The organism is Paenibacillus sp. FSL W7-1279, from assembly GCF_037969845.1.
Lineage (GTDB): Bacteria > Bacillota > Bacilli > Paenibacillales > Paenibacillaceae > Paenibacillus_AQ.
The window spans coordinates 3,589,091-3,610,832 of sequence record NZ_CP150215.1 but is presented as its reverse complement, the minus strand read 5'-3'; the positions used below and the strand labels follow the sequence as shown (position 1 = coordinate 3,610,832).

At 46.5% G+C, this 21,742-nt stretch carries 23 protein-coding genes and 1 pseudogene; 22 read left to right on the top strand and 2 right to left on the bottom strand.

Features of this window, described 5'->3' with window-relative positions; all coding sequences use genetic code 11:
* Positions 1-89 precede the first annotated feature (89 nt).
* Positions 90-209 (bottom strand): annotated as a pseudogene (locus MKY82_RS16025) (coenzyme F420-0:L-glutamate ligase); the annotation flags it as partial.
* A 5-nt stretch (positions 210-214) separates the two neighbouring features.
* Positions 215-859: a signal peptidase I gene (gene lepB / locus MKY82_RS16020; protein WP_339296561.1), complete on the bottom strand. Its 645-nt coding sequence runs from the start codon at positions 857-859 to the stop codon at positions 215-217.
* Between the two features lie 1,388 nt (positions 860-2,247).
* Between lepB and nikA the strand changes: the two genes are divergently transcribed.
* The 22 genes from nikA (at position 2,248) to MKY82_RS15910 (ending at position 21,731) form a co-directional block, all read left to right on the top strand.
* Positions 2,248-3,825: a nickel ABC transporter substrate-binding protein gene (gene nikA / locus MKY82_RS16015; protein ID WP_308116329.1), complete on the top strand. Its 1,578-nt coding sequence runs from the start codon at positions 2,248-2,250 to the stop codon at positions 3,823-3,825.
* 30 nt (positions 3,826-3,855) lie between these two features.
* Complete coding sequence (opp1B, locus tag MKY82_RS16010) at positions 3,856-4,788, top strand: nickel/cobalt ABC transporter permease (RefSeq protein WP_220685261.1); 933 nt, start codon at positions 3,856-3,858, stop codon at positions 4,786-4,788.
* Positions 4,788-5,669 carry a nickel/cobalt ABC transporter permease gene (opp1C, locus tag MKY82_RS16005; protein WP_220685262.1) on the top strand — a complete coding sequence of 294 codons (882 nt, stop codon included), beginning with the start codon at positions 4,788-4,790 and terminating at the stop codon, positions 5,667-5,669. Before opp1B ends, opp1C begins: the two co-directional genes overlap by 1 nt.
* Positions 5,656-6,462 carry an ABC transporter ATP-binding protein gene (locus tag MKY82_RS16000; RefSeq protein WP_220685263.1) on the top strand — a complete coding sequence of 269 codons (807 nt, stop codon included), beginning with the start codon at positions 5,656-5,658 and terminating at the stop codon, positions 6,460-6,462. Before opp1C ends, MKY82_RS16000 begins: the two co-directional genes overlap by 14 nt.
* Before the next feature lie 3 nt (positions 6,463-6,465).
* Positions 6,466-7,212, top strand: coding sequence for an ABC transporter ATP-binding protein (locus tag MKY82_RS15995; RefSeq protein ID WP_220685264.1), 747 nt, complete (start codon positions 6,466-6,468; stop codon positions 7,210-7,212).
* 26 nt (positions 7,213-7,238) lie between these two features.
* The gene (locus MKY82_RS15990) at positions 7,239-8,453 is read left to right on the top strand and encodes an MFS transporter (RefSeq protein WP_220685265.1); all 1,215 of its coding nucleotides are present in this window, start codon (positions 7,239-7,241) and stop codon (positions 8,451-8,453) included.
* A 52-nt stretch (positions 8,454-8,505) separates the two neighbouring features.
* Positions 8,506-9,561: an ABC transporter substrate-binding protein gene (locus MKY82_RS15985; RefSeq protein ID WP_220685266.1), complete on the top strand. Its 1,056-nt coding sequence runs from the start codon at positions 8,506-8,508 to the stop codon at positions 9,559-9,561.
* Positions 9,562-9,563: 2 nt separating this feature from the next.
* Complete coding sequence (locus MKY82_RS15980) at positions 9,564-10,598, top strand: iron ABC transporter permease (protein ID WP_194542672.1); 1,035 nt, start codon at positions 9,564-9,566, stop codon at positions 10,596-10,598.
* Positions 10,595-11,647 (top strand): iron ABC transporter permease, encoded by a 1,053-nt coding sequence (locus MKY82_RS15975; protein ID WP_339224084.1) that lies wholly within the window; start codon positions 10,595-10,597, stop codon positions 11,645-11,647. Before MKY82_RS15980 ends, MKY82_RS15975 begins: the two co-directional genes overlap by 4 nt.
* Before the next feature lie 32 nt (positions 11,648-11,679).
* A complete protein-coding gene (locus MKY82_RS15970; protein WP_339224082.1) occupies positions 11,680-12,495 on the top strand; it encodes an ABC transporter ATP-binding protein in 816 nt (271 codons plus the stop codon).
* Positions 12,496-12,744: 249 nt separating this feature from the next.
* Positions 12,745-13,932, top strand: a complete 1,188-nt coding sequence (locus MKY82_RS15965; RefSeq protein ID WP_339224080.1) for a GTP-binding protein — start codon at positions 12,745-12,747, stop codon at positions 13,930-13,932.
* Positions 13,933-14,011: 79 nt separating this feature from the next.
* The gene (locus MKY82_RS15960; protein WP_194542669.1) at positions 14,012-14,344 is read left to right on the top strand and encodes a DUF3024 domain-containing protein; all 333 of its coding nucleotides are present in this window, start codon (positions 14,012-14,014) and stop codon (positions 14,342-14,344) included.
* A gap of 48 nt (positions 14,345-14,392) precedes the next feature.
* A complete protein-coding gene (locus tag MKY82_RS15955; RefSeq protein WP_220685271.1) occupies positions 14,393-15,208 on the top strand; it encodes an ATP-binding protein in 816 nt (271 codons plus the stop codon).
* 95 nt (positions 15,209-15,303) lie between these two features.
* Entirely contained in the window at positions 15,304-15,453 is a 150-nt protein-coding gene (gene rpmG / locus MKY82_RS15950) for a 50S ribosomal protein L33 (protein ID WP_007127873.1), read from the top strand.
* Positions 15,454-15,530: 77 nt separating this feature from the next.
* Complete coding sequence (locus MKY82_RS15945; protein ID WP_194542667.1) at positions 15,531-16,238, top strand: metal ABC transporter ATP-binding protein; 708 nt, start codon at positions 15,531-15,533, stop codon at positions 16,236-16,238.
* Positions 16,184-17,047: a metal ABC transporter permease gene (locus MKY82_RS15940; RefSeq protein WP_220685272.1), complete on the top strand. Its 864-nt coding sequence runs from the start codon at positions 16,184-16,186 to the stop codon at positions 17,045-17,047. Before MKY82_RS15945 ends, MKY82_RS15940 begins: the two co-directional genes overlap by 55 nt.
* The gene (locus MKY82_RS15935) at positions 17,040-18,245 is read left to right on the top strand and encodes a metal ABC transporter substrate-binding protein (RefSeq protein ID WP_339224074.1); all 1,206 of its coding nucleotides are present in this window, start codon (positions 17,040-17,042) and stop codon (positions 18,243-18,245) included. Before MKY82_RS15940 ends, MKY82_RS15935 begins: the two co-directional genes overlap by 8 nt.
* Positions 18,246-18,274: 29 nt before the next feature.
* Entirely contained in the window at positions 18,275-18,544 is a 270-nt protein-coding gene (gene rpsN, locus MKY82_RS15930; RefSeq protein ID WP_113059885.1) for a 30S ribosomal protein S14, read from the top strand.
* Between the two features lie 101 nt (positions 18,545-18,645).
* A complete protein-coding gene (locus MKY82_RS15925) occupies positions 18,646-19,098 on the top strand; it encodes a transcriptional repressor (RefSeq protein WP_194542664.1) in 453 nt (150 codons plus the stop codon).
* A gap of 31 nt (positions 19,099-19,129) precedes the next feature.
* Positions 19,130-19,612 (top strand): hypothetical protein, encoded by a 483-nt coding sequence (locus MKY82_RS15920; protein ID WP_339224071.1) that lies wholly within the window; start codon positions 19,130-19,132, stop codon positions 19,610-19,612.
* Positions 19,613-19,705: 93 nt separating this feature from the next.
* A complete protein-coding gene (locus tag MKY82_RS15915) occupies positions 19,706-20,752 on the top strand; it encodes an ABC transporter substrate-binding protein (RefSeq protein ID WP_339224069.1) in 1,047 nt (348 codons plus the stop codon).
* Positions 20,742-21,731: an iron ABC transporter permease gene (locus MKY82_RS15910; RefSeq protein ID WP_194542661.1), complete on the top strand. Its 990-nt coding sequence runs from the start codon at positions 20,742-20,744 to the stop codon at positions 21,729-21,731. Before MKY82_RS15915 ends, MKY82_RS15910 begins: the two co-directional genes overlap by 11 nt.
* Positions 21,732-21,742: the final 11 nt, after the last annotated feature.

Sequence of the window (21,742 nt, the reverse complement as noted above, 5' to 3'; positions counted from 1 at the left end):
TCAATGGTGTCATGGAGATCGAATCCGATAGTTGAATAGGCAAGCAAAAAAGGATGTCTCGATTAGGAGACATTCTTTTTGCACCGATCTTATTTTGTATAGTTATCGAAGTAACCTTGGATATAGACCATGGGTGTTCCTTTATCCCCACTACCAGAAGTCAAATCAGATAATGAACCAATTAGATCTGTTAATCTGCGAGGTGTAGTAAAGTTTATTTTTTATATCCAATAACTGTACCTATGATATCCTTTTTATGAATCGGGCCAAATTTAAAACTATCGACGCTTCTCCACCAATTATCTCCTATAACAAAATAATGTTCCTGTGGAATTGTGATTTCTTCAACATTTTGATGAAAATAATCATTAAACCGATGAGAATCTTCCTCGTTCTCGTTTGCCCATACAATATACTGCTCCTCGGTCATTCCGTGATTCCTTGCGCTACCATAAAAAGCATCAAGACGTAGATCATTGATAAAAATCTGACCTTTCTTTACTTTTAACCTTTCTCCGGGCATTCCAACAATCCGTAGAATTTTCGCCTCCGGTATATACGGAGGTTGGTTTTTCAACGCTTCTTTAGGTGTCTCGATGTATACCACATCACCTCTGTTAAATTCACGTTGATTGGGATTAACAACAAATTTTCCCCATTCACCTGAATGATACTCAAATGTCCCCTGATCCATCTCATCAATTAAGTTTTCTATTAGTATGGTATCTTCAGGCACATCTTTCATTTCACTAACGTAATAAGGAGTCACTGTATCACTAATCGTTTGAGGTGTTGATTCTTGAATATGACAACCGGTTACCAAGAATAACAGGATGAATGCAAACCATACGATTCTCATCTTTCCCCTCCAAGGTATATAAAGTTTTATTGAGTTTTTTATCGAAGCATTAAGATATCATGTCGATCGTCCCCTTTCTGTTAGGCTTTACTTCACATTTAATATAACGGATAGTATTCCTTTAGATTTACTATAATAATAAAATTACAATCCAGGAGTGTTAATTTTCAGAAAAGATGGTAATGTCTTTTACTTATCCAATCACAAAAATTTTAAAGCTATTAAATACAAACGACTTGAATTATATACAAAAGTATAATTAACTTGGTTTGTGTTCAAATAAATTTACATGGCGTATTTAACGAAACCTGAGTTCATATTCAAACACCAAACATTTATTTCGAAGTAGATTTTACGTATAAGGCAACATCAGGAATTTAAAAATGTCACCGCTGACTTCTATTTATGGAGGGAGGCGGTGATCTTTTTTGGGGTATTGTGGCACGTTGTTCAAATTTGATCTTCAATACTTTGGAGCTCCATGGGAATGGAATCTAAGTACCGGTATTCCTCAATTTTTATAGTGTCAGTATTCCAGTTACCATCATCATCTTTTGTTAGTATTTCTCTTTTAATCGGAAGCCCAGTATTTTCATCAATGGATACTATCTCCTTACGATCCTCTGTTTCTGATGTAACTGTTTTAACATGTGAGTTATCAGTCAGGGCTTTTCTTGATTGAGTCCATCTTTGATCCGTGAGTTCTTCCTTTTGTTTTTCGAATAACGAGATTTCAAGTAACCTTTTGTTCTCTAATGCTAAGTTGTCAGGCAGAGTCCATGTAGTCCCAATTAGTAATCCTGTATAACGGCGTGCGAGATGATGTAGCGTATCGGTTCCAACGTTTCAGGTAAATCGACATTACTTAAAGGATTTTGCCAATGCAGGCAAGTACAGTCGCATGGCTCGGACAATTCATAGGAAGCTTTAAAGATTATTCGAATATTGGCTACGTCTCTCAAAAAGCCAACAGTTTTAATCGGGTTTTCCTGCACTGCTGAGGAGTGGTTAGGAAGTAATTAGTGTAAAAGGGTTGGTATCGTGTTTAAGACAATGGACCGTTATTTGTACTAAATCGGTCTCATAGCAAGTCTACATGCATAAGGCTATGGAATCTTAAGGCGAACGAATATTTTTAAGTCTGCCATGTCAACTGGCGCAGTCCTCAAATTTGTATAGAAAATTCCATGGAAGAATTTGTTGACTATTTTTTGATGACATGCTATATTTTTTTCGGATTAAATAGTAATGATTACAATTAAGTTGCAGTGAGTAAAAATGGGAAGAGATAGGGGGATCAATGAGGGTCTGGTCTGGGAAAGAAATTCATTAGCAGTACATTAATTATTTTTGGGAGGGAAAGCGTGAACAGAATTCTTAAGGTTTGTATGTACATTATCACGGTTGCACTGATAGCAGGGTGTGGTGAAGCAACTCAGGGTAAGAATGGTGAGTCGGCAATCCAAGATGAAATTATCTATGCAACAGCCAAAGATATTCATGACATGAATCCTCATTTGTACACGGGTTCCATGCCAGCTCAGGGGATGGTGTACGAGTCTTTGGTAGAGAACACAGAAGAAGGCATCAAACCATTGTTAGCTGAAAAATGGGACGTTTCGGAAGATGGAAAAGTGTATACCTTTTATTTAAGGGAAAATGTGAAGTTTCATGACGGAGAGCCGTTTAATGCCGAAGCGGTCAAGCAAAATATCGATGCCGTCCAGCGTAATGCCGAGAAGCACGCTTGGATAAAACTATCGTCCAAAATAGAAAGTGTAGCCGTTCTGGATGAATACACCGTCCAAATCAATTTGAGTGAATCATATTATCCTGCACTGGTCGAACTGTCCATGACACGACCCTATGTATTTATTTCCCCCAAAGACTTCATTCAAGGTGAGACGAAGAATGGCGTGAGCGGGTCCAACGGCACAGGTCCTTACATATTCAAGGAACATCAGATCGACCAGTATGCATCCTTCACCGCTAATGAGGAGTATTGGGGAAGAACTCCAAAAATCAAAAAAATTACTGCAAAAGTGCTTCCGGCCGGTGAAACCACGTTCCTCGCTTTGCAAAAAGGAGAAGTGAATTTCGTATTCACTGATGACCGGGGAGCGGACAGCCTCGATGTACAAGCGATGAACCGCTTGGTCGATACGGGGAATTACCAAATAGTCCGAAGTGACGCCATGAATACAAAAATGATCGTTGCCAACAGCAGCCAATCGGAAAGCCCGATAAGCGAAACCGCCGTCCGGGAAGCTATCTGGTATGCAATAGATCGGGAAACCATCAGCAAGGACATATTTGAAGGCACAGAAGCGGAAGCGGATCGATTGTTCTCATCCAACGTCAATTATGCAGACGTCCAATTAAAGGAGCGGGGTTATGATGTAGAAGCGTCCGAGCTCTTACTGGACCAAGCCGGATGGAAATTAGCCAGTGGCAATGACGTCAGAAGTAAATCGGGTCATAGACTGGCCATGAATTTATATTACGACAGCAACTCCTCCTCACAAAAAACACAGGCTGAATTTATTCAAAATGCATTAAAATCAATTGGATTACAACTGGATATTATCGGCGAAGAATCCACTTCCATTGCGAATCGCCGATCTACAGGGGATTATGACTTATTGTTCAATCAAACTTGGGGATTGGCGTATGATCCTCAAAGCACCATCTCGGCCTTCACCTCGGAAGCTTCTTATCTCCACACTACCAAGGGAATCGAGGAAGCAGATGTCCTCTACAACCTTATTCAGAAGGTAATGGTCTCTACCGATGAAGATAACCGGACAAATTTGTACGCGGAGATCATGCGGATCGTGCATGATGAGGCCGTATTTATCCCGATATCGAATGGCAGTGTTACGGTGCTCGCACCTAAGGCATTAAAAGGGATTGCTTTCAAACAAACGCAATTCGAGCTCCCGTTCGAACGCATGTATTTTGAATAGGACAGATCATCATTCGATAAGGAGACATGTATGGGGAGCTATATTATTAAACGTCTATTATTGTCCGTTCCAATTCTGGTCGTCATATCGTTTTTGACTTTCCTATTGATTAATCTGTCTCCGATGGACCCTGTGGAAGTAGTGCTTCGCGCCCAAGAGGTCCCTGAAATCACGGACGATCTGATTGTCAAAACGAGGGAGGAGCTGGGAATGAATCAGCCATTCCTTAAACAGTACGCAGACTGGGTATTAGCCTGTCTTCAATTGGATTTTGGAGAATCCTATATAACGGGGCAATCGGTGTGGTCTTTGATAAGTCCGGCGTTTCTCAATACGTTAAAGCTTACTTTAATTTCATCGTTCTTCATTATCTTGCTATCTATCATCTTGGGGGTTGTTTGTGCACTCAATGAAGGCAAGTTATTGGATCGGTCAATCAGAGGGTGGTCCTTCATTCTGACCGCAATGCCTTCCTATTGGCTGGCCTCGCTTATGATCTGGTATTTTTCCGTCCATTTGGACCTATTACCGACAAGTGGGATGGATTCTTATCAAAGCTACATTCTACCGGTGACGGTCATATCAGTGGCTTATGTAGGCATTTACTTCAGAAACGTAAGAAGCTCCATGCTCTTTCAATTACACGAAGATTATGTTGTCTATGGGAGAGCTTGCGGTTTGCCTGAGAGGAAGATCACCATTCATATTCTACGAAATTCCTTGCAGGTCGCCGTATCCATATTTTGCATGGCCATTCCGATTATATTGGGAAGTACGGTCGTTATCGAAAATGTATTTGCATGGCCGGGACTCGGTCGGTTAAGCATAAAGTCGATTCTGAGCAGGGACTTCCCAGTCATACAGGCTTATGTCCTTATTATGGCCGTAGCTTTTGTATTGTTTAACACCCTGGCTGACCTGATTAATGCGGCATTCAATCCGAAGCTAAGGAAGGAAATCTGATGAGAGTCCTAAAAAATTTAAGCAATGACAAGCTAGCCAGCCTGTCTCTGATTGTTATTGCAGCAATCCTAATCGTTGGTGTCGCAGCCCCCGTGTTCGCTCCGCATGATCCTAACGAAGTTAATATGGATTTTCGGTATGAAGGGATTTCCTGGTCTCATTGGCTTGGTAACGATCATTTAGGGAGAGATATTCTATCCCGGCTGATTTACGGTATTCGCCCCAGCATACTTTGGGTTTTAGTTGCACTCATGGCATCAGTAGGCGTGGGGGCGATTGTAGGCTTTATCTCAGGATACTTTCGCGGGAAAACAGATAAGGTATTCATGAGACTATGTGATATTATGCTATCCTTTCCGGGATATGTCATGACCTTAGCGGTAGTGGGCATTCTGGGGGCGGGTCTCGAGAACATATTGATTGCATTCGTTGCTATGAAATGGGCGTGGTTTGCCCGCGTCATCAGGACATCGGTCATGCAGTATTCCGAGATGGATTATGTCAAGTTTTCAAAGGCAGCGGGCATCAACAATCGCAAGATCATCCTTCAACATATTGTTCCCGTGACATTTTCCGATATTGCAGTTACCGCAAGCGGTTCGATGTGTTCCATGATTCTGCAAATTTCAGGATTATCGTTTCTTGGATTGGGAATAAAGGCCCCGCACGCCGAGTGGGGAATGATGCTGAATGAGGCGAGAGAGGTAATGTTCTCCCGTCCGGAACTCATGCTTGCGCCTGGGCTGGCCATTGTAATTGCCGTCTTAGCGTTTAATTTTTTGGCGGATGGACTTCGGGATGCGCTGGATCCGAAACGAATGAACTCGGGAAGAATGCAAAGAAATGCAGAGGTGGAGAAACCGGCCTATGAATATGCTTGAGGTAAATCAACTGAGGGTTTGGAACGCGAAAGACGGTAAAGATATCATCCATAACAGCTCGTTTCAGCTAAAGTCGGGCACCTGTCTGGCCATCGTAGGAGAAAGCGGAAGCGGCAAATCCATGACATGCAGGTCGATTATCCGATTACACAAGCCAGGTATTCGCCAATCCGGGAATATCTTGTTTAAAGGGGATGATTTAACCCTACTCCCGGAGAAGGAAATGAGAAAAAGACGCGGCAAATATATTTGCATGATCATGCAGAATGGAATGAGCGCATTCGATCCATCATGCGTAGTCGGCGTGCATTTCAAGGAGACGCTAAAGCAGCATTTCGGCTGGGGTAAAAGCGAGGCGGAATCCATCATGATAAATGCCATGAAGAGCGTCATGATTCATGATCCACAGGAGATCATGAATAAATACCCTTACCAATTGTCGGGCGGGATGCTGCAGCGATTAATGATTGCATTGGCATTGGTCCTTGAACCCGACGTTATCATCGCGGACGAACCGACAACGGCACTGGATACGATTTCTCAATATGAAGTGCTCGAGCAATTAATTCAGCTTCGCGAACGCACAGGCAGTTCTATGATATTTGTCTCCCACGATCTGGGGGTTGTGAGGAAGATTGCGGACGAAGTGATTGTGATGAGAAACGGAGAGATTGTTGAAAGGGGCCTAACCGAAACGGTATTTACAGATGCGAACCACGCATACACCCAATACTTGGTTTCTACTCGCCTCGAGCTGAGCAACCATTTCAATTCCATCATGAAGGGAGAGTAATCCGTGCTGAAAGTCGAAGGCGTCGATAAATCCTACCGCATTGGCGGATGGATGACGGGTAAACGTCAAAACATTCTCAGGAACGTAAGCTTTGAATGCGGGAAGGGCGAGTGTCTTGGTATTATTGGAGAAAGCGGCAGCGGAAAATCAACGCTTGGACGTCTCATCTTGGGCATCGAGAAGCCAGATAGTGGAAGGATCGTTTTCGAAGGGAACAACGTGACGCACCGACAAACCAGATTGGGCAATATCAGTGCAGTCTTTCAAGATTATACATCTTCCATTAACCCGTACTTTACGGTTGAAGAAGCCATCATGGAACCATTGAGAGCTTTGAGGGGACCCGGAAAAGATCTTCGAGGCAAAATCGACGTTCTGTTGGGTCGAGTCGGGTTGGATTCCTCGTACAAAAAAAAGTATCCTCATGAGCTGTCCGGGGGGGAAGTGCAAAGGGTATGCATCGCAAGAGCCGTTTCAACGGAGCCAAAGTGCATTGTACTCGATGAAGCCGTGAGTTCCTTGGATGTATCTGTTCAGATTCAAGTTCTACGATTATTAAAGGAACTAAAAGAAATCTATCAGATGAGTTATGTCTTTATTACCCATGATATACAAGCAGCAACTTACCTTTGCAATCGGATCCTTATTTTTAAAAGTGGTCAGGTTGAGGAGACCGTTCACGTCGAGCAATTAAAGCAGGTCCAATCGGACTATGCCAAGCGACTGATCGATCACTTGATTACATTTTGACATTTTCAACGCAGGAGGATTGAATGATGAGTGGAGCGATGTCTTGGCCATTTCTGCGTTTATACTTGCTCACACTGCTATATTTCAGCGCCAATGCCATTCTGAACGTCATCATACCGCTCCAGGGAGCTGCATGGGGAGCAAGCGGCACAACGATCGGCATTATTATGGGCGCCTACATGTTTACAACTATGTTTTTTCGGCCGTGGGCCGGCCAATGGATCCAAAAGTACGGGCCAATTAGGATCCTTCGCATTATTCTCTTGGTCAACGCTGCTGCTTTAATACTGTATTCATTCACCGGGTTAAGTGGGTATTTGGTTGCACGAATACTGCAGGGTGTTTCAACAGCATTTTTTTCGATGGCCCTACAGATTGGCATTATTGACGCTTTGCCAGAGAAAGATCGTTCTCAAGGCATCTCCTTTTACTCTTTATTTTCATATATTCCGGGCATTATCGGTCCTGTTTTTGCTATAGGTTTCTGGCAATCGAACGGGATGGACTCCATATCGATCATCTTAATCCTGATTGCTATCAGTACTGGTCTTTTCGGATACGCAGTCAAAATGGACCCGGCAACGGGATCTTCCGATGCGCCCACCACGAATTCAGGGGTATTTCAGTCCTTTGGACAGATCATAAAAAATCCACTCATGTTCAAATGCAGTGTACTGATGCTCTCGTCGTCAATCGTGTTTGGAGCGGTAACCACGTTTATGCCGCTCTACGGCTCTCAGTTGGAGAGCGGCCATGCCGGCATCTATTTGATGCTCCAAGCCGCTGTTGTAGTCGCTGCTCGTTTCACGCTAAGAAAAAGAATCCCTTCCGATGGCAGATGGCATTCGTGGTTTGTCATGGGAATCATGTTTCTCATTGCCCTCGCTTCCCTATGCATCAGTATTTCTCAACTATGGGGTTCTCTATTTCTGTACGCAGGAGCCATAGTTATGGGCATTGCGCAGGCACTCCTGTATCCGACACTAACAACCTATTTATCTTTTGTATTGCCTCAACAAAGCCGCAATGTATTGATAGGCTTGTTTATCGCAATGGCCGATCTCGGTGTATCTTTGGGCGGTGTCGTTATGGGACCGATCGCCGATGTTCTATCTTACTCCTCCATGTACTTGATCTGTGCTGCCTTGGGGCTGATTATGATTGTTTTTGCATATGGGCGCAGTGATAGGAAGGCTTCGAGAAGTTTGGCCAGTGAAGAAGATAATGTACAGAGTACATAGCTTCATCTGTATTATTCGTAATAATTACACTGAATTAAAGGAGATGTAACCCATGCGCAAACGACTAGGTATCATATTTTTGATAATTGCAGCACTCATTTCTGGCTGCAGCAGTGTTCCCCAAGACCCGCCTCAAGAAACGGGGACTGAAAATGCAACGGACAGAGCGGATCCAAATGTTGAAAAAGCAACGCCAAGTGCTGAAGAGGCAGCGTCAAATGAGGAAGGAAAAAACTCCGAAGCGACATTCAAGGATGTAACCGGCACTGAGATATCCGTTGACCTGCCGGTGGAGAAGGTGGCGTGTTTAACAGAGATCTGCGTAGATGCCCTGGTTGAGCTGGGATTGAAACCCGCTGCGGTAACTGCAGGAGGACTAGCGCCTGAACCAGAATTTTATGGTGAGGAAGCCGCAAGCCTTGGACAAATCGGAGGAAGCTTCTTTGAACCCAATTTGGAGGATATTTCGTTAGCGGGGCCGGATCTTGTCATCGGATTGGAAGGAACCCATGAAGGTTTACGGGAAGGCTTAGCCGGCATTGCTCCGCTGTACATCGTCCAGCCCAAAAGTATGCTAGAATCGATCGAGTTCTTACAGCATATGGGCCAGCTGACCGGAAAAGTAGCAGAAGCCGAAGCGGCCGAGAAGCGCCTGCTGGATAAATTCAACTACTACAAAGAACACAGTCCGAAGGATAAAACCGCGCTGGTGATGTACGGGTCCGATGTAAACTTCGGGATCGATACGGCCGGGTCACTCGTAGGCTCGGTGCTGGCGGAAGTGACGCAATACCCATGGCCCGCACCCGAGGCAGATGGCGGCCATCAAGCAGGGGGGATGGCTTATTCGTTGGAAAAGGTGCTTGAGAACGATCCGGATTATATTTTTGTCGAGACCTTCACGTTCAGCCCAGATGCACAGCCATTATCCGAGCAATTCAAGACGAACCCGCTGTGGTCCAGACTCAGCGCGGTAAAGAATGGACAGGTTCATGAGATGCGCACGTCCGTATGGGCGAGCGGCAGAGGAACACGTTCGCTCGGCATCATATTAGACGAAGCGATGAGCATCATGTATCCCGAGCTTTATAAGAAAGCGGTGGAATAGCATTGCAGAGTACCGATTCCACCATAGTCAAGAGAGCAAATATAGGGGGTGCGCCCCTTTTTTTTGCCTTGTTTATCATGCTGGCTGCTGCTATGGCGATAGGCATGAAGTACGGCTACCCGGAAATATCCTGGTCAGGCTTGCGGCAGCTGCTGTTCTTAAACGGGGGAACCGAACTTGAGAGGGTGTCCGTTCTGGAGATCAGGCTCCCTCGAATCGTACTAGGATGCATTGCCGGAGCGATGCTGGGGTTATGCGGCGTTCTTTTGCAGGATGGACTACGAAATTCATTAGCAGGTCCGGAGTTGTTAGGTGTTTCTTCGGGAGCTTCGTTTATGATGGCCCTTATTACGGTTTTACATGTTCCCATTTCCTATGTCATGCAGCCGTGGTTTGCCCTTATTGGAGGACTTATAGGCGGGGCTGTTGTTATTTTGGCAGCTGGGGGAAGGAATGGAGGCATACATATTATCCTTATCGGCGCTGCAGTAACTGCGATCATGAACGGATTGGTGGTATGGGTGATTACGATGGGGTCATCCAATAGTGCAAGCCTCTTGTTTACGTTCCTGATGGGAAATTTGGCGAACCGCAATTGGACTCATGTCGGTTATCTTTTGCCCTGGGCGCTCGTTACGATTCCCCTTTCCCTTAGCTTCGCCAGATCTTTGAACGTTCTGCGCTTGGGGAGCGAGACTGCCGAAGGACTGGGACTTCATGTCATGCGGGTGCGTATTTATCTGCTCATCGTATGCTGCGCGATGACGGCTGCGGTTGTATCCCAGTGCGGACCTATTGGCTATATTGCCTTGATCGCTCCTCACCTTATACGGAGCTTATCACAGCAATATGACGCAAAGTTCGTTCTTCCATTCTCGGCAATGCTCGGAGCCGTACTATTAACAACAGCCGATATCCTGGCACGAACCGTATTTATGCCCAGGGAAGTGCCTGTCGGGCTTTGGACGACTCTAATCGGCGGACCTGTCATTATCGCATTGTTTTTGCGTAAGCTTGGGGGGCGGTCTTCAGAATGAACAAGCTGATCCGGAATCGTAATCCCTATGAGATGACATATAAGATCGGACTCATGGTAGCCTTGCTGCTTATCCTGATTCTGTGTGTCATGCATATCGCATTTGGCAAAGTGGTTATTTCACCGCAACATATTCTGCGTGCATTAGCAAACGCGCATGAAGAGGCACACCATCGACAAATCATATGGCAGCTTCGACTGCCAAGGACCTTGATTGCGCTTGTAGCGGGTGCCATGCTGGGTCTGGCAGGAGCGATTCTTCAGTCCATAACCCGGAACCCATTGGCAGAGCCGGGGTTGCTCGGCGTATCGGCAGGCTCGGTGTTGATGATCGTCATTTGGATCACTTTTGCTGACGGGTTAGGGGATGCGACAAAATATCTTCCTTTGGTTGCATGGGCGGGCGGCATCGGCACTGTGCTTTTTGTAAACGCATTAAGCTTGGGTAAGGGAATGGATATCACCAGGCTTGCATTAGTCGGAATACTGACGGGCAGCGTATTGCAATCCTGCACCTCGTTAATCCTGCTCAGGCATACGGAAGCGGTCGGCAGCATCTTGTTATGGATGATCGGATCCCTTAATGGCCGGGTATGGGTACATTGGGATATGCTTTGGCCTTGGGCTTTACTCATCATTCCTCTGGGTCTGCTTAGCGCAGGAGCTGCGAATGCCTTGCAATTGGGGCAGTCTACGGCAGCTAGTCTGGGCGTACAAGTTCGTCGAATGAGATGGATGATGCTCATCCTGGCGGCAATGCTGACCGCCGGAGCGGTTGCAGCCGTTGGCGCAATCGGATTTATCGGTCTTATCGGCCCTCATATTGCAAGGAGACTGGTAGGCCAAGATGCAAGAAGATTATTCCCTTTCAGTACGGTTGTCACAGGTCTGCTGCTGCTCTGCGCCGATGTCATTGCCCAGGCCGTATCGTTCGAGCTGCGTGTATTCGGTTTAAGCTCGCAAGTTTCCCTTCCGGTTGGGGCAGTTACCGCCTTTATGGGGGCTCCTTTTTTTCTGTATCTCATTAAGCAAAAAAGAAAATCACATTAAATGTTTCAACGAACAAGGAGACAGAGACGAAGATGAAAGAAGATCAATCCCAAAAACCCTTGCTGGAAGCTCAGAAAATAGATTTGCGATATAACGACAAACCCATCCTCAAAGAGCTGTCCATGGATATCCTATCGGGTGGTGTGACCGCGCTCTTGGGCACCAACGGATCCGGCAAATCCACGCTGCTTAAAACCATGGCACGGCTGCTTATGCCGCAGAAAGGGTGTGTATATCTGGATGGGCATGCCATTGCAAAAGAATCTCCGAGGGCCTTGGCAAGGAAAATGGCGATACTCCCTCAGTCACCGGAGGTTCCGATGGCCATAACGGTCAGAGAGCTGGTAGAGCAGGGACGGTATCCTCACGTAGGTCCGCTGCGGATGTTGAAAAAGCAGGATCATGCTGCAATCGAAGAGGCGCTTGAGGTTACCGGAATGCAAGCTTTCGAGCAGCGGCCGCTGGATTCCCTTTCGGGGGGAGAAAGGCAGCGAGCGTGGATTGCCATGGCGATCGCTCAGTCGACTCCCGTGTTAATGCTGGATGAGCCCACGACATTCCTGGATGTTCGACATCAGTTGGAGATATTGGAGCTCGTTAGAAGGCTGAATCAAGAGAGAGGGACTACGATTATTGTTGTGCTTCATGATTTGAATCAGGCGGCGAGATACGCAGATCGAATGGTTGTTCTAAAGGATGGGCGGGTTGTACGGGATGGTACGCCGGATCGAGTGCTGACTGAAGCTGTGCTGCAGGAAGTGTTCGGAATACACGCTACGGTGTTGAAGGATCCTGTGGCGGGAACGCCTATCTTCCTGCCCCATTCAATCGTTCATCGCGAAGGATAAGGTATTGCTCAACGCTTGCAAAATCAAGGGCTGGTAGACCAGGGATCCATATCATCTTTGGTCTATTCGCTGTGGTTTTTTTGGAGCCAAGATAATTTGTGATTCTAAGGACGTGATGTATCGAAATATAGACGTTTGACATTTTGAATAAAAGGAATTATATTAGGTTTGTCATAGATCGTAATCATTACGAATAAGATGGATTAGTCCATTTTAAGTCCAATATCAAGTCACAAGGAGAAGAATGCAATGACACAACAACAAATCCCCGTAACGGTACTCAGCGGGTATCTAGGTTCGGGAAAAACAACGGTATTAAATCACGTTTTGAATAACCGGCAAGGCCTGAAGGTCGCTGTCATTGTAAATGACATGAGCGAGATTAACATTGATGCAGCGCTGGTTAAGGGAGAGGCGTCCTTATCCCGCACGGAAGAGAAGCTGGTCGAGATGTCCAACGGATGCATATGCTGCACGCTGCGAGATGATTTAATGGAGGAAATTGAAAAACTCGCCAATGAACAACGGTTTGATTACATTCTGATTGAATCCACAGGCATCAGCGAACCGATCCCGGTCGCTCAGACATTTACATATGCCGACGAAGAGACAGGGATTGATTTAACGAATCTGGCTAAACTCGATTGTTTGGTCACCGTCGTGGACGCTAATCGATTCTGGCAGGATTTCGCATCCGGTCAGAGCCTTCTGGACCGCAATCAGGGCGCAGGAAGCGAAGATGATCGTGATGTCGTGGATTTGCTTATCGATCAGATCGAAACTTGCGATGTACTGCTGCTAAATAAATGTGATCTCGTGGATGACGAGGAATTGAACAAGCTGGAAGCTGTCCTTCGGAAGCTGCAGCCGAGCGCCAAGATCATTCGTACCCGGAATGGGCAAGTCGATCCGTCTGAGATCTTAAATACGGGATTGTTTGATTTTGAACGGGTAAGCATGTCAGCCGGATGGATCCAGGAATTGCAAAAAGAAACGCATGTCCCGGAGACCGAAGAGTATGGAATAAGCTCCTTCGTGTATCGTCGCAGAAGGCCCTTTCATCCTTCCCGGTTGGCTGAATTCATGGGGGAATGGCCTGAACAGGTAGTGCGTGCGAAAGGACTGGTGTGGTTGGCTGCCGATGGAGATGTTGCGGCAAGCTTAAGCCAAGCCGGCCCCTCGATTCAGTTTGGACCAGCTGGATATTGGGTTGCCGCTCTTCCTGCAGCCGAAAGAGAAGAGATTTTACGAACCGAGGCGGATGTTCGGTCGAAATGGGACACCGATTGGGGAGATCGGCAAACCGAGTTGGTGATGATCGGGATCGACATGGATCGAGAGAATGTTGAGGATGCGTTGGATCAGTGTCTGCTTACCGATGAGGAAATGAGCTTGAATTGGGCGCGCTTTGAGAATCCATTGCCTTGGATTGCATAACTGATAGAGCGGCTATTGATTTAAAATTACGTGAACAGCGCGCTAGAAGAATAAACCGAGGAATAGGAGGTATTTTAGCGTGGACCCATTTACGTACAAAAGGATCTGTGCAATTCTTGAGGGTTACATTGCCGTGAAAGTACCTGCGGATCTTAGAGCGTCTGTTCGGCTAACATATCGGACTCTTGAAGATACCGTCATCCTTTCGGAAGAAAGACCCGATTGGGATCGACGGGAATGGATGTCTACCGAGCTAGTGCAATTTCATTTCCACAAAGGTACATGGAGAGTCTATGCCAAGCCGAACGGCAATGAATGGATTCCAGTTTCGTCTATTAATCCCAGCAATGATTTTGAAGAGGTGCTGGAGCAGGTAGAAATTGATGCCCAAGAGGTTATATGGGTTACTTAAACCGGGTTACATCCATCTATATACACACTGAAGGAGCTACAACTATCGATGAGCAAAAGTAATACGAGTCAGCGTCTTCCTCGTGCGAAGGGAATTGACATGGCAAGCCTATATTCTCCCAAGGACTGTGCCAAAAAGGCAAAGCATCTCATTTTGCCAGAAATCAATCAAAGAATTGTGAATGAATTTGTTGAAATTTTAGGGATGAGGGAGGAGTTTGAACAGCATGGCGTGCCGGTTCCAAACAAGATTGTCATGTACGGCCCTCCAGGAACAGGAAAGACCTTAACGGCTTTTTACATGGCTAAGGTCCTTGAACTTCCACTTGTCTTGGTTCGCTTGGACGCGATCATCCACAGTCATTTGGGGGAAACCGGAAGCAATATCCGTAAAATATTCGATTATGCCGACACATTTTCGTGTGTTCTGTTCCTGGATGAATTCGATGCCATTGCCCGGACTCGAGATAACAACGATGAAGTCAAGGAGATGGCGCGTGCTGTAAATACGTTGCTCCAATGCTTGGATGACTTTGGAGACCGGAGCATTATTATGGCGGCCACCAATTTAGAAAAGGATCTGGATCAGGCTATATGGCGCCGATTCGATACGAAGTTAATCTATACCGTGCCTGAGCTGGAGCAAAGGAAGTTATACATTGAAATTCTCATTGGCGAATTTGAATATGATCCGTCAATTCTCACTGAAACTTGCCAGCAGCTTGCAAGGTGCAGCTTTGCTGATATTGAACAAATTGTACTAAAAGCAAAACGAAAAGCGATTATTGAGCGAATGCCTCTTCAGATGAAGCATATGCAGAACGCTATTGAAGAGTATAATCCAATAACCGTCGCTGCTCATTAATAGATGTCATAAATCCGATAGATGGGTTGACAAAAGATACACATAGAGGGTAGTATTACTAATCGTAAACATTACTAATAAGGAGGATGCAAAATATGAGAGTCATCGTTACATTGGCATGCACCGAAACGGGAGATCGCAATTACACGACAACCAAAAATAAGAAAAATCATCCAGAGCGTTTGGAAATGCGCAAGTATTGCCCTAGATTGAAAAGATATACGTTACATCGTGAGACACGTTAATATAAGCAGCGTCATTAATCGTAATTATTACGCAAGACAGTGTTGAATGTTCTGTCATGAGGAAGGAAGAGATAGAAATGATTATGTCCTCCATGCGCGACGTCGTGTTTGGATACGGAGATCGAACCGTCATCGAGAACCTGTCACTGGATATCCATACCGGGCAATTTATCGTTATTTCAGGCCCCAATGGTGCAGCGAAATCGACCTTGCTTAAATTGATGCTGGGTTTGATCAAGCCGTGGAGCGGAACGATTGAAATGAATCGTGTATCGGAGGACGGATCACCAATAACGGTTGGTTATGTTCCTCAACTTGTGGCTTCGTTTAACGCCGGTTTCCCCAGTAAAGTCATCGAACTCGTTCGTTCAGGCCGTTATCATCGTCTCGGGTTGTTCAAACGGTTTGCAGCCAGCGATCATGAGGCCGTCAAGCAAAGCTTGATTGAAGTGGGGATGTGGGAATATCGCAACCATAAGATTGGCGAATTGTCAGGGGGGCAGAAGCAACGGGTTTGTATTGCCAGAGCATTGGCTCAGGAGCCGGAGGCGCTGATCCTCGATGAACCAACAACCGGGATGGATGAAGCGAGCCGTAAAGAGTTATACGAGCTGCTGGATCACTATGTGAAACATAGAGGCAAAACGGTTATCATGGTTACCCATTCATTGGAGGAAATCGATCCTTACCTGGACCGGGTCGTCCATCTGGAACGAAAGGAGGATACGGGATGGCGATGCTCGGTTACGAATTCATGCAGCGCGCGTTTTGGGCAGGAGGCCTGATCGGTGTAATCGCTCCGATCCTCGGCGTATATTTAATGCTTCGTCGGCAGGTGCTTATGGCTGACACCCTCTCCCATGTATCGTTGGCAGGGGTGGCATTAGGATCGTTCCTGCAACTCAATCCGACGATAAGCGGATTTGTGATCGCCATTATCGGAGCTCTTGTCATTGAACAGCTTCGAAGGGTATACCGCACCTACACCGAGGTGCCGGTAGCCATTATCATGACCTCCGGACTGGCAGTGGCCGTCGTCCTGATGAGTTTGAATGCGCATTTGAACAAAAGCTTCAGTTCCTACCTTTTTGGATCCATCGTTGCGGTCAGTGATACACAACTAGGACTGATTGCCATCGTAACCGCATTAGGGCTGGTGTTTTTTGTTGCCTTACGCCGGCCCCTGTATAACTTCGCCTTTGATGAGGAAACTGCTGCAATTTCAGGAACTCGGGTTTCGATTCTATCGTTTTCATTCGCCGTGTTCACAGGCATGACGGTCGCTGCTTCCATGCCGATCGTTGGTGTATTGCTAGTATCGGCACTTATTGTACTTCCAGCCTCGATAGCGCTCCGGATTGCTCCCGGATTTTTAGCTGCCATGGGAGTAGCCGTCCTTACAGGATTGTTTGGCGTTTTCTCGGGGTTAACCGCCTCCTACTATTTGAATTCGCCACCCGGTGGCACGATTGCACTCATTTTGTTAGGGTTCTTGCTCATAGCCGTATTCATTCAGAAGCTGCTGCAATTGCGAAATCGAAGAGCTGTACAAATAAACAAACCGAAAGTAAGAGGAGTTATTAATCATGATTAAGAGTTATAAACGAATCTTTGCCGCTTTTTCATTATCCGCAGCATTGGCTGTCGCGGGCTGCGGCTCTGCCAAGCCAAGTGAATCCAATGGAAGCATGAATACAACAGATAGCCAAGTAACAGATACATCGACAGCAACAAAATTAAAGATTAAAACAAGCTTCTATCCGATGTATGAATTTACGCGCCAAGTTGCCGGCGATTTGGCGGATGTTGAGAATTTGGTACCGGCAGGGGTTGAACCGCATGACTGGGAACCTACGCCGCAGGATATGGCAGGCATTGCTGATGCTGACGTGATTGTGTATAACGGTGCAGGTATGGAGAGTTGGATTGATCAGGTACTGGATAGCGTCAAAGATCGTGATCTAAAGGTAATTGAGGCTAGTCAAGGAATAGAGATCATGGAAGGCGAACACAGCCATGAAGAGGAGCATGCCCATGGCCACGGCACAGAGGGCGAACATAGCCACGAAGATGAACATGCCCATGATCATGGCATAGAGGGCGAACATAGCCACGAGGATGAACATGCGCACGACCATGGGGCAGAGGGTGCACATAGCCACGAAGATGAACATGCCCATGACCATGGTGCAGAGGATGAACACAGCCACGAAGATGAACATGCCCATGATCATGGCGAAGAAGGTGGGCATCATCATGATCACGGTGGTCTTGACCCACATGTGTGGCTTTCGCCTGCTCTTGCTATTCAGCAAGTGCGTAATATTGAACAAGGCCTGGCTGAAGCAGATCCTGAGCATAAGGATGCCTACAAAGCGAATGCAGATGCCTACGTAAGCAAGCTGGAGGCGTTGGATCAGGAGTTTAACGAAGGATTGAAGGATTCCAAGAGAAAAGACTTCATCACCCAGCATGCTGCTTTCGGGTATTTAGCCCATGAATATGGTTTAACCCAGGTACCGATCGCGGGGTTGTCTCCGGATCAAGAGCCGTCGGCTTCGCAAATGGCGAAGATCATTGAATTTGCCAAGGAGAACAATGTAAAAACTATATTTTTTGAAACGCTCGTCGCCTCAAACGTTGCAGAGACGATCGCAACTGAAATCGGAGCATCCACAGCCGTGCTGAATCCGATTGAAGGCTTGACGGAGGAAGATATCGCAAAAGAACTTGATTACATTGCAATCATGCATCAAAATCTCCAAGCCTTGCAAGCTGCTTTAAATGAATAAATCTTAAGAATAGAGGAGGATTGTTTTAGATGGCAAAAAAGTCCAAAGTCATTAAAGAACGAAAAAGACAGCAAGTCGTGGCCAAATATGCTGAAAAACGCAGGGAGCTAAAAGAAAAAGGGGACTATGAGGGACTGCAGAAGCTTCCTCGTGACTCCTCCCCGACACGACTTCACAATCGCTGCGCGGTTAGCGGCAGACCAAGAGGCTATATTAGCAAGTTTGGCGTGTCACGGATCGTCTTTCGCGAGCTAGCCCACAAAGGACAAATTCCAGGCGTGAAAAAGTCCAGTTGGTAAGACGCAACATCTGGGTATAGGATCGTGGGCTGTGTACTAAAGTTGTCTAACATAAATCATATCATGATAGTAGCAGGCAGGTGATCAGGTTGAATCCTGGCATGCAGCTCGATAAAATGATTGACTACCTGGTTGAGCATGGCGTGCGAATTACAACGCAGCGAAGATTCCTTGTTGATCTGATTTTAGGATTAAACCGTCCATTCTCAGCCATAGAGATATACCAAGCCATGGAGAAAACCTTTCATGGATTGAGTTACGGTACAGTATATCGGAATCTTGAGCTTTTTAGGCAATTGCGGATCGTTGAGATTTTCGTGTTGGATAATGAATTGCGGTATCGCATAATCGATCATGTTCAGCCGCAGCTTTATTTTATATGCATGGATTGTAAACAAACCATTCCGATGAGCTTTGATCCAGAGGAGATGGAGTTACCCAAGCCCCAGCAGTTTCGATCACTGAAATACAAAATTGATATTTTCGGTTACTGCACGGATTGTGAAAGTTCATTAGAAACACATGCTCCCGCTAGACCGGAATGGAATGACTGAGCAAGCATCATGGCCGACAGGGAGGACAGAGATGGCGGACAGGGTTAGGATCTTCGATCAAGAAGCAGAACGAGTGATAAGTACGCACAGCAAAGATCAGTGGAACCGCCGGGAGATGGAATTGGGGAAATGGGCGAAGCTGTCCAAGCAGCGAATGCGGGAAAAGCAGACAGTCTGGTTAGGTAACATAGAACTTGACGCAGAACTTCTTCCTGCGTATATGTATTTCAAACGAGCAGGGATACAGACAGAGTATTCCTGCGCGGGAGTCAGCCTCTTGGATGAGCCGGAAGACCACTCGCTCTATGCGTATGTCACCTTCATCTCCTCGGTGCAGGCAAAGTCATTTATCGAGTTCGCAATGGAGCGAATGAAACACCGTTTGCTTGTTACTTACGAGCCATCCAGGAACCGCTATGATCTGTCCTCCTTTTTTATTCGGCACAATCGGAGATTCTGTACTTTAATGAATCATTATGCCAAAGAATTCTGCATTAATACGGTAAGCAAATAAGCATCTTCTATAATCGTAAAAATTACATTCTACATAGAATGTCGTTACTAGCTGCTAAATCAAAGGATTTAGTCATAAGGGGAGAACGAGTCCATGTCTTTGCAATTAAGCAAGAAAAAAACACATTACATCTTGACGATCTGTATTATCGTCGTATTCGCACTTGTTGCGTCAGCGTGCAATGGAACCGAAACTTCAGGCAGCCAGGAGACAGAAGCTCATGACCAAAAAGAACTGAAGTCATCGGAAACAGAAACTGAGCCCCCAGCAGTCAACGAAGCTTATATCACTTTCCAAGACGCGACGAATCGTACGATTACGCTCGAACAGCGTCCGGAACGAATCGTCGTGCTGTCACCCGAATTCCTTGAGCTGCTGTATGCTGTGGGAGGACAAGCGGTAGGGCGGATGGAAGCCCTGGGCGTTTCGATCCCTGAAGAAGCAGAAGCGGTAGCGTCTGTCGGAACCGTAAGTCAGATTAGCTTGGAGCAGGTGGTGGCTTTAAAACCGGATCTGGTCATCGGGCAAGCACGTTTTCATAAGGAGCTTGTAAAGTCGCTGGAGAGCAGTGGCATTGACGTGGCGCTAATGAGCATGTCCAGCTACGAGGATATGAAGTCAAAGGCGGAATGGATGGCGAAGATTGCCGGGACGGAAGAACAGCTGCAGGAAAAGCTGAAGACATTAGATGACCGGGTGAATGAAGTTCTGCAGCAATTGCCGGGAGATCATCGTACCTTTATCAATCTAAACGTCACCCCCGGTGGAATTTCCATTCAGAAGGACGGAACAACAGGACTGGAGATAGCTAAAATGCTTGGCCTGAGCAACGTGGCAGAGACTCTAGCATCATCGCCTGACAGTCCAACCACGTCCCCTTACAGCATGGAGACGCTTGCGAAGCAGAATCCGGATTATATCTTTATGATCATCCACGGACAAAAGGCTGTGGGGGATAAGAAAATTAAGGAGGAACTCGAGAGCAATCCTGCATGGGCTTCTATAGGAGCTGTCAAAGAACAGCGAGTGATTGTCGTACCATCCGATTTATTCCTCACGAATCCAGGCCTTCACTATGATGAATCGCTGAAGTATTTAGCCAAGCTGGTGTATCCGGAGATCTTCGGTGATGCCGAATAAATCCATTCGCTCTGTGTCCGTGATCATCATATTCATGGTTTTAGCGATAGCAGCTTCCCTTTTTAGCATAGCCACCGGCGCTGTTATGGTTCCGCTTCGAGATATTGCTGCGGCCGTATTGCAACATGATCTGCCCGGAGTGAACCGGGAGATTATCTGGAATATCCGACTGCCACGAACGCTTGTTGCAATGCTTGTTGGAGCGAACCTTGCCGTTTCAGGAGCTTTGCTGCAAGGAATTATGCGAAATCCGCTGGCAGATCCCCATATAATTGGGGTCTCTAGCGGGGCCGGGCTGTTCGGAATTTTCCTGCTTGTCGTTATGCCGCAGTATGATTATCTGTTGACGCCTGCCGCATTCATCGGAGCGACGCTTGCCGCATTCATCATCTATCTGCTGTCTTGGAAAGACGGAGTAAACCCGCTCAGAATTGTCCTTGCAGGTGTGGCAGTCTCCGCCTTTTTGGGATCCGGGATATCAGCAATGCTTACCTTTTACAGCGACAGGGTGCAAGGGGCCTTGCTCTTTATGGTAGGCGGACTTGCAGCTAAAAGCTGGCCCGACCTATCGACCATCCTCCCATACTCTTTAATCGGTCTAGCTCTCTCGATGCTCTTCTCCAAGCAAATGAACATTATGATGCTCGGAGATGCCACGGCTCGGAGTTTAGGGATACGGGTGGAACTTTCCCGATTATGGATAACTGCGATCGCAACGCTGCTTGCAGCCAGTGCCGTCAGCATCGCAGGCCTTCTGGGATTCGTCGGGCTGATCATACCGCACGTCGCCCGGCTGCTTGTCGGAGGGGATTACCGGTTTCTGATTCCTTCCACAGCGCTGTTAGGGGCTGCCGTTCTGACGATTTGCGACACGCTGGCAAGAATTATGTTCTCCCCGATGGAGCTACCGGTCGGAATCATCATGGGTGTGCTGGGAGCGCCCTTTTTCCTGTATCTGTTAAGGAGGAAAAAGGCATGAATCGGATTGAG

What these genes read in the sequence shown, in the direction of transcription:
- lepB (WP_339296561.1), bottom strand. Translation starts at nt 859, where the DNA reads ATGAGAATCGTATGGTTTGCATTCATCCTGTTATTCTTGGTAACCGGT.
- nikA (WP_308116329.1), top strand. Translation starts at nt 2,248, where the DNA reads ATGTACATTATCACGGTTGCACTGATAGCAGGGTGTGGTGAAGCAACT.
- opp1B (WP_220685261.1), top strand. Translation starts at nt 3,856, where the DNA reads ATGGGGAGCTATATTATTAAACGTCTATTATTGTCCGTTCCAATTCTG.
- opp1C (WP_220685262.1), top strand. Translation starts at nt 4,788, where the DNA reads ATGAGAGTCCTAAAAAATTTAAGCAATGACAAGCTAGCCAGCCTGTCT.
- MKY82_RS16000 (WP_220685263.1), top strand. Translation starts at nt 5,656, where the DNA reads ATGAATATGCTTGAGGTAAATCAACTGAGGGTTTGGAACGCGAAAGAC.
- MKY82_RS15990 (WP_220685265.1), top strand. Translation starts at nt 7,239, where the DNA reads ATGAGTGGAGCGATGTCTTGGCCATTTCTGCGTTTATACTTGCTCACA.
- MKY82_RS15985 (WP_220685266.1), top strand. Translation starts at nt 8,506, where the DNA reads ATGCGCAAACGACTAGGTATCATATTTTTGATAATTGCAGCACTCATT.
- MKY82_RS15975 (WP_339224084.1), top strand. Translation starts at nt 10,595, where the DNA reads ATGAACAAGCTGATCCGGAATCGTAATCCCTATGAGATGACATATAAG.
- MKY82_RS15970 (WP_339224082.1), top strand. Translation starts at nt 11,680, where the DNA reads ATGAAAGAAGATCAATCCCAAAAACCCTTGCTGGAAGCTCAGAAAATA.
- MKY82_RS15965 (WP_339224080.1), top strand. Translation starts at nt 12,745, where the DNA reads ATGACACAACAACAAATCCCCGTAACGGTACTCAGCGGGTATCTAGGT.
- MKY82_RS15955 (WP_220685271.1), top strand. Translation starts at nt 14,393, where the DNA reads ATGAGCAAAAGTAATACGAGTCAGCGTCTTCCTCGTGCGAAGGGAATT.
- rpmG (WP_007127873.1), top strand. Translation starts at nt 15,304, where the DNA reads ATGAGAGTCATCGTTACATTGGCATGCACCGAAACGGGAGATCGCAAT.
- MKY82_RS15945 (WP_194542667.1), top strand. Translation starts at nt 15,531, where the DNA reads ATGATTATGTCCTCCATGCGCGACGTCGTGTTTGGATACGGAGATCGA.
- MKY82_RS15940 (WP_220685272.1), top strand. Translation starts at nt 16,184, where the DNA reads ATGGCGATGCTCGGTTACGAATTCATGCAGCGCGCGTTTTGGGCAGGA.
- MKY82_RS15935 (WP_339224074.1), top strand. Translation starts at nt 17,040, where the DNA reads ATGATTAAGAGTTATAAACGAATCTTTGCCGCTTTTTCATTATCCGCA.
- rpsN (WP_113059885.1), top strand. Translation starts at nt 18,275, where the DNA reads ATGGCAAAAAAGTCCAAAGTCATTAAAGAACGAAAAAGACAGCAAGTC.
- MKY82_RS15925 (WP_194542664.1), top strand. Translation starts at nt 18,646, where the DNA reads ATGCAGCTCGATAAAATGATTGACTACCTGGTTGAGCATGGCGTGCGA.
- MKY82_RS15920 (WP_339224071.1), top strand. Translation starts at nt 19,130, where the DNA reads ATGGCGGACAGGGTTAGGATCTTCGATCAAGAAGCAGAACGAGTGATA.
- MKY82_RS15915 (WP_339224069.1), top strand. Translation starts at nt 19,706, where the DNA reads ATGTCTTTGCAATTAAGCAAGAAAAAAACACATTACATCTTGACGATC.
- MKY82_RS15910 (WP_194542661.1), top strand. Translation starts at nt 20,742, where the DNA reads ATGCCGAATAAATCCATTCGCTCTGTGTCCGTGATCATCATATTCATG.